Source organism: Microcystis sp. LE19-10.1B (assembly GCF_027530565.1).
Classification (GTDB): domain Bacteria; phylum Cyanobacteriota; class Cyanobacteriia; order Cyanobacteriales; family Microcystaceae; genus Microcystis; species Microcystis aeruginosa.
The window spans coordinates 1-5,012 of sequence record NZ_JAPZQM010000453.1 but is presented as its reverse complement, the minus strand read 5'-3'; the positions used below and the strand labels follow the sequence as shown (position 1 = coordinate 5,012).

Here is a 5,012-nt window from a genome sequence, read left to right as displayed (position 1 = left end):
GGGCGTGGCGCCGCCCCCGAACCCCCCGCGCATTAGTTTTTCGGTGGGATGCTTACACGCAGCCGCTGACACATCTGTAATAATTTAAGAGTCACTCCACTTGCAGGAGTGCCTCTCCTGATATGTAGCCTATACTCAGCGGATTTAGTATAATCAGTAAACAGTAATCAGTGAAAAGACAGTAGCAAACTGCCATTTGATGAGGCTCACTTAATACATACTGCTCACTCAAAACTTAAAACTCAAATCTTATAACTGATAACTGATAACTGATAACTGATAACTGATAACTGACGACTGATAACTGATTCAATTAACCAAATTTAATCATTTCTCGTCCTGCCATCACGGGTAATTCCCCTTTTAAAATCGGGATCAGTGTCTCGCGAATTCTGTCCGCATCGGGGGGACAACCCGGCATAAAAATATCGATGGGAATGACTTGATGGACGGGCAGCACTTGATCTAATAATTCGGGAACGATACCGGGTTCTTCTGGTAGTTGAGGGGTGTTATCTCCTAACTCTAAATAAGCCCTTTTTAGCACGGGATCGGCAGTTCCTAACATATTCCGCATAGCGGGAACGTTAGCAGTCACGGCGCAATCACCAAAAGAAACGACGGTTTTGGTATTTTGGCGGACTAGATGAATTAGTTCTAAATTATCCTGATTAGCGATCGCTCCTTCCACTAAACAGACATCGACATTTTCGGGATAGGTTTTCAGATCGCAGCCGACGGGACTATACACCACGTCAACTTTTTCGGCTAATTCTAACAGCCATTCATCCAAATCGAGGAAGGACATATGGCATCCCGAACAACCGGCTAACCAGACAGTAGCGAAGCGAATTTTACTCATAATTTTAATTTCTTGGTTGGTATTGTTGGCTGAGTTGCAATTTGGTCAAAAGGATCAAATGAAAAGAAATACTCTTTTAAGCTATTTTTGCCTCCCGGATAAACTCTTGCATTTTTTCCTCAAAGAAAGGAGCTAAATCTAGATTTTTCCAGTCTTTAAGTAGCTCAAAAATAATCGCCTCCGATGCAAAATTTCCCGTATAGGAAATAAAAGAAAAAGGACGTTTACTGAAATTGAGCAAACAGCTTAAAATCGTGCAATGGTCTTTTACTCCAAAACCAAGAGAACAGGTTTTATCTCGATCTTTTACTCGCCAATTATCAGCACTTTTGGCATAAATATCTAGGGCAACTAAAGCGGAATCCACTTCTCTAGAATATTTAATTAAGAGCGAATACAAAACCCTAGGCTCTTGACTAATATCAGACAAAATTTCAATTATCCGACAAGGAATACTAGAAAATTGCGCCGTCAAATTGGAGAGAGACTGACACATTTCTAGGGCTTGTAGAAATTGCGATTCGGGTGATGTGGTCATAATTATCTTGTTTGCTGAATTGAATCAGACCAAGGATATTGTTTTTGTGCCAGTAAATGCGCTTGTTGCTGCGAAAAGCCTCGATTAATCACTAAGTCAGATTCGTAGATTTCATGATTGAGAAACATCCGATCAAGATTATTCCCTTGAGCGCCAGCGAGTCTTCGCCAAGCTGCTACCATTAAACCTTCGGGAAAAAATTGATATCGAGACACTCCCGATCCAAAAGCATAATCCTTGGCGCGTCGGATATCGATCTCCGATATTTCGTATTGGGCAGCAATCTCTAGGATATCTTGATTATTATCCATAATCTGATCATATTCCTCCCTTACCTTGGCGGTTAGTTTCTGCTCGTAGATATCTAAATGCGCCCATCGATCACTATCACCCTCCATTGATTACTTTAACGCGTCCATTGGTGTTGAGTCCTAGCATTAACTAAAAATTCCAACTTCGAGCGATCTTCCTCTTTTTCAGAAACGGCGGAACCCTTGCGGAATATCGCCCCGGTTGGACAAGCGGCAACACATTTGCCGCAGGAAGTACAGGCGGAAACGCTGCCCCAAGGCTGATCCATTCCCGCAATAATTTTATCTTTTTCGCCGCGATAAGCCAGATCCCAAACGTGCGCCCCTTCAATTTCATCACAGACTCGCACACAACGGGTACAGAGAACACAACGATTATGATCAATACCGAAAAGAGGATGGGAAATATCCACTTCTCGCTTGGGAAAACGGTAGGGAAAACGACTATGATCCATACCCACTTCGATGGCTAAATCTTGCAATTCACAGTTACCATTAGCCACACAAACCGCACAAACGTGATTGCCTTCAGCGAATAATAATTCCACTGTCATGCGGCGATATTCTTTTAGTTTTGGGGTATCGGTATGAACCACCATTCCTTCCGCCACCTCCGTTACACAGGCGGGTAATAATTTATTAATACCTTCAATTTCTACCAAACATAAGCGACAGGCGGCCACTTCGGAAACCCCATCGAGATGACAGAGGGCGGGAATTTTTATTCCTACCTGACTAGCTGCCGCCAGAACTCGCGAACCCGCTTCGATCGCTACATCTTTACCATCAATGCTTAAAGTGATTACGGACATAAAAATTATTCTCCTTGAGGATAATATCCCTCTCCTTCCCATAGGCCACGGTTTGTGGCCAAGGGTGGGATTTTTACAGAAAGTTTTAACCTAGACAATCGGCTAAGTCTTTTGCGGGGGTGGTAATCGGCTGCAGGTGATAGGTATCGGAGAGGACTTTGAGGACGTTGGGGGAGATAAATGCCGGTAAAGTTGGTCCCAGACGGATATTTTGCATACCTAGATGTAGCAGGGTGAGCAGTACAGCGATCGCTTTTTGTTCGTACCAAGAGATAATTAGGGAGAGGGGTATCTCGTTGACGCTAACGTTAAAAGCGTTGGCTAATCCTAGGGCGATTTTGATGGCACTATAGGCATCGTTACATTGTCCCAAGTCCATTAGCCGGGGTAATCCTTCGATGCTACCTAATTGTTTGTCGAAAAAGCGGAATTTTCCACAGGCAAGGGTTAAAACGATGCAATCTTCGGGAACTTGTTCCACGAATTCGGTGTAGTAATTGCGATCGGGTTTTGCCCCATCGCAGCCCCCAACTAGGAAGAAGTGACGGATTTTACCCTGTTTAAGGGCATTAACCACCGTATCAGCGACACTGAGAACGGTATTGTGGGCAAATCCTACCATTACCTGCCGAGGTTCGCTTATTTCAGTAAATCCGGGCAATGACTGCGCTTTAGCAATCACGGGACTAAAATCGATCGCACCGTCCACTGTTTCTAAGCGGTTAATATGGGCATAACCCACAGGTCCGAGGGTAAAGAGTTTACTTTCATAGTTTTCGTGGGGAGGCATGAGACAATTAGTAGTTAAAACTATTGCCCCCGGAAACTTAGCAAATTCTTTAGTTTGATTTTGCCAGGCGGTGCCATAATGACCGTAGAGATGGGGATATTTTTCTTTGAGTTTTGGATAACCGTGGGCGGGTAATAATTCTCCGTGGGTATAGACTGTTATCCCAGTATTGGCAGTTTGTGCCAGTAAAGCCGCTAATTGTTTAATATCATGGCCGGAGACTAAAATGGCTTTACCTAGACGCGGATTTAAGGGAACATTTGTCGGTATGGGATGACCGTAGGTTTCGGTATGACCTTGATCTAATAATTCCATGGCCCGCAGGTTTGCTGCCCCAACTTTTAGACAGATTGCCACCCAATCATTCAGGTTTAAATCACTGCGATCAATTGCCGCTAAAGTCTCTTGGATAACCTGATAAACTGAGTCATCCTCTTGACCTAATTCCTGAGCGTGGAAAGTATAGGAAGCAAGACCTTTAACTCCGTAGATAGCGGTTAACTTTAGGGAAAAAATATCGAGGTCTTGTACTTTTTCAATTAGTTCTAAGGATACTTCTTGACCTTGGCTGACTAGGCTCTCATTAAAATTAGGCTGATAGTTAGCAAGTGCAGACCAGTCCAGCGATCCCAATTGTGCTTTTAAATTTTCCCGAATCTCTAAACAACGCTGAATATAATCGGTAAAACGTCTTTGATCGAAGTTCACATTGGTCATGGTGGCGAAAAGCGACTCGCAGGTAAAAATATCGGCTTCGCGAGTAGATATCGCCGCTTCTTTGGCTTTTAAAACCACCGATGCTAATCCCCGCAAACAATAAACTAATAAGTCTTGAACGGCGTTGACTTCGGGACTTTTTCCACAGGCTCCCCACTGATGACAACCATTACCACTAGCGGTTTGTTCGCATTGTTCACAAAACATAAGTTTTCTCTCTTTTTTCAGTGGATTGACAGATTGTTGCGATTTTTTTCTACTAAATTTAATTCTGCTTTTTTGAAAGTTAGTTATCGGCCCTCACCCGGCAAGAATTATGGATTTTACGACTGGAAAGCTTGTCTTGACAGCCTCTACTCTCTGAACTATGTTTTTATTCTCTCACTTTTTTTGCCAGTTGGGTTCTGATTTTAGATTTCCTCAAGAATTACCGATTAAACAATTATTTAGTTGTCTTATTAAATTAAGTATTTTTTGTGATTTTTATGATATAATGAGCGATATTTTCGATTTTTAGGTGGGTGTTTGCCAGTGTCATAGCAATCGGTCTCCTGATTAGGATAGAAAGTTGGAAATTAAGAGTTATTATCGCCTAACTGTGATGATGGGATTGCTTTCGACATAGATAGTCATCTCTTTTGTTATTTACTTAACTTAGCAATGATTGAAACCGCTCATCTCCCCGAATCTGCTCGAAATCTTTATCTGTTTTTGCCAGATCCTGATATTTGACATCAAGACTGATGAACGATTTATTTTATTAGTGGTATTCCGATATCTTTGCATATTTTATTAGCGAGAATATCCCTAATTTCCGTATGTCTTGGAATCGCAGATCTTTTATTTAGGGTTTGCTGAATAAATCTAAAAACCTTGTTGGATAAGGCTTTTAGACTTTTTTTCCCTGAAAAAGTGCCTACCATTGGAGTGATTGGGGGGAAAATTTAGGGATTTTTTCCCTGAAAATTAGGTAATTGACCAC

General features: G+C 42.2%; 6 protein-coding genes. All 6 read right to left on the bottom strand.

What is annotated here, in order from left to right; all coding sequences use genetic code 11:
* Window positions 1-313: 313 nt before the first annotated feature.
* Window positions 314-862 carry an NADH-quinone oxidoreductase subunit B family protein gene (locus O9332_RS16555; RefSeq protein ID WP_002740992.1) on the bottom strand — a complete coding sequence of 183 codons (549 nt, stop codon included), beginning with the start codon at window positions 860-862 and terminating at the stop codon, window positions 314-316.
* 76 nt (window positions 863-938) lie between these two features.
* Window positions 939-1,400 (bottom strand): hypothetical protein, encoded by a 462-nt coding sequence (locus O9332_RS16550; protein WP_002760543.1) that lies wholly within the window; start codon window positions 1,398-1,400, stop codon window positions 939-941.
* 2 nt (window positions 1,401-1,402) lie between these two features.
* Window positions 1,403-1,798: a hypothetical protein gene (locus O9332_RS16545; protein WP_002760544.1), complete on the bottom strand. Its 396-nt coding sequence runs from the start codon at window positions 1,796-1,798 to the stop codon at window positions 1,403-1,405.
* Between the two features lie 8 nt (window positions 1,799-1,806).
* Window positions 1,807-2,523, bottom strand: a complete 717-nt coding sequence (hoxU, locus tag O9332_RS16540; protein ID WP_002760545.1) for a bidirectional hydrogenase complex protein HoxU — start codon at window positions 2,521-2,523, stop codon at window positions 1,807-1,809.
* A gap of 85 nt (window positions 2,524-2,608) precedes the next feature.
* On the bottom strand, window positions 2,609-4,237 hold the full coding sequence (gene hcp / locus O9332_RS16535) for a hydroxylamine reductase (RefSeq protein ID WP_288026485.1): 1,629 nt from the start codon (window positions 4,235-4,237) through the stop codon (window positions 2,609-2,611).
* Window positions 4,238-4,679: 442 nt separating this feature from the next.
* Entirely contained in the window at window positions 4,680-4,775 is a 96-nt protein-coding gene (locus tag O9332_RS28445; RefSeq protein WP_394296123.1) for a TPR end-of-group domain-containing protein, read from the bottom strand.
* Window positions 4,776-5,012 lie beyond the last annotated feature (237 nt).